The 2,302-nt window shown below is 68.7% G+C and carries 1 protein-coding gene; it reads right to left on the reverse strand.

The window, feature by feature from the left end:
• Window positions 1–1,923, reverse strand: a 1,923-nt coding sequence (locus DBR34_RS21250) for a glycoside hydrolase family 3 protein (protein ID WP_181393930.1), incomplete at its 3' end; no start/stop codon positions are given.
• Between the last annotated feature and the right edge of the window lie 379 nt (window positions 1,924–2,302).

Here is a 2,302-nt window from a genome sequence, read left to right on the forward strand (position 1 = left end):
TTCCAGCGGCGAGGACGGATGGAAGATCACCGGGCCCGGCCAGGTGGTCGGCAGCACGCCCGGCACCGCATTGGTGCCCTTGGCGGTCCAGCCCACCATCGACGAGCCACCGCCGCCGATCACGCCCTTGTCGGCGTGGCCACCGATGATCACGATGCGCTTCACCTCCGGGCCCAGCGGCAGCACGTTGTTGGCGTTGCGCAGGAGCACGCTGCCCTCTTCGACGGTGCGCTGCGCGGCGGCGAAACCGGCGGCGGCGTCGATCGGCTGGTGCTGCGGCGGCAGGTCGAAATTGCCGTTGGCGAACATGGCGCGCAGGATCCGCGACACCATGTCGTCCAGACGCGCACGCGGCACCACGCCGCCATTGACGGCCAGGCGCAGCGGTTCATCGAAGTACACGGCCTTGTCGAACACTTCGCCGGCCGACTGCTGGTCCAGACCGGCCAGCGCCGCCTTCGAGCCGCTGTGCACGCCACCCCAGTCGGACATCACGAAACCGGGGAACTTCCACTCCTGCTTGAGCACCTGGTTCATCAGGTAGTCGTGCTCGCAGCCGTAGATGCCGTTGATGCGGTTGTAGGAGCACATCACCGAACCGGGCTTGCCGATGTCCAGCGCGATTTCGAACGCCAGCAGGTCCGATTCGCGCATGGCCTGCTCGCCGATCTCGGCGCTGTGGAAATTGCGCGAGGTTTCCATGTCGTTGAGCGCGAAGTGCTTCATCGTCGACACCACGTGCTGGCTCTGCACGCCGCGGATCGACTCGCCGACCAGGCGACCGGCCAGCAGCGGGTCTTCACCGGCGTACTCGAAGTTGCGGCCGTTGCGCGGATCGCGCTGCAGATTGACGCTGCCGGCCAGCAGGATGTTGAAGCGCTGCTGCCAGGCCTCACGGCCCATGGTGGCGCCACCGGCGAAGGCGACTTCCGGGTTCCAGCTGGACGCGGTGGACGGGCCGGACGGCATCGCCGTGGCGTGGTCGCCCTTGCGGATGCCGCCCGGGTTGGTCACGCCCACGCCGGCATCGGCCGACTGCTGCGACGGAATGCCCAGGCGTGCCACGCCCGGCACGAAACCGGCCGAACCGACCGCGCCTTCCGGCAGCGGACCGCCATCCTTGCCCAGCCCGAAGTAGCTGTGCAGCATCTGGAACTTCTCGTCGTCGGTCATCTTCGCCACGATCAGCCGGGCGCGTGCGTCGGCGTTGAGCGAGGTGTCCATCCACGGCGTGTCGCCGCCGACCGGCGCGGCGTAGCCCAGGGTCAGCAGCTTGCCGGCGATGGCCGGGCTGTCGGCATCGATGCGCAGCTTGACCGCGGTGCTGGAGGCCGACTGGAACCCGTTGGAGCGGGCCACGTCGCCGTTGGCGTCGAAGCCGGTCACGGCGGCATCGTTGGCACCCAGCAGTACGGCCGGCGCGCCCACGCGCGAGGCATCGATGAGCTGTTTGAAGCGCGCGCCATCGGCGGCGGCGGTATGGGTGTACAGCGCCACCACGTGGCGGCCGTCATTCAGGCGCAGGTAGTTCATGCCCGGGGCTTCGATGCCCGACTCGGCTTCCACCGGCAGACGCGAGATCACGATGCTGCCACGGCGCTCGGCCGACGCCGGGTCGGCACTGACGAAGCGGTAGGTGTAACCCAGCTGGTCGGCCAGCGCTTCCAGCGGATCCGGCACGTGGCTGGTGCCGCTGGTGTCCGCTTCGCGGTGCACGTTGCCGATGGTCAGCGCGTCCACGTTCATGGCCTGCAGCTGGGCCGCAACGTCGGCGGCATTGAGCCATTTCGGCGCCTGTTCCAGGCTGAGCACGGTGAAGGCGTCGGTACCGGCGGTGGCGGCGGTGGGCGCGGCCCAGGCCGAGGCGGCCAGCGAGAGCGTGATGGCGGCCGTCAGGGCCAGTGGCTTTGTAATCGTTTTCATAAGCGGGCGAAACACCTTTGCTTGCGCAAAAAATCCAGGGAGTCGTGCCGCAGAAGGGTGCAGCGCCAAGATGGCGGATGCCGGCGCCTTGCAGGCCGGTATCGGGTATTACCAGGCAATGCAGCTACGACCAGGCCCCTCCGCCCGTCGATACAGCCACCCTGCCCGGTGGGCGCCGCAGGCGGCACCCATCCGGAGAAGAGTCGTCCACCCTGTTCATCCCTGTCAACAGCGTGTTCAGTTTCGCCGGCGTAGGGCCGCCCCGTCGATCACGGCGTGGCGGGCTTCACCCCGTGCGTTGCCGCGGCCGCCAGCACCCGCCCTTCCCTGTCCTGCGGCAGCAACGGCGCCAACGGCTGGCCGTCGGCCAGGGTGAGCA

Source organism: Stenotrophomonas sp. HMWF003 (assembly GCF_003061285.1).
In the GTDB taxonomy this organism is placed as follows: Bacteria; Pseudomonadota; Gammaproteobacteria; order Xanthomonadales; family Xanthomonadaceae; genus Stenotrophomonas; species Stenotrophomonas maltophilia_AP.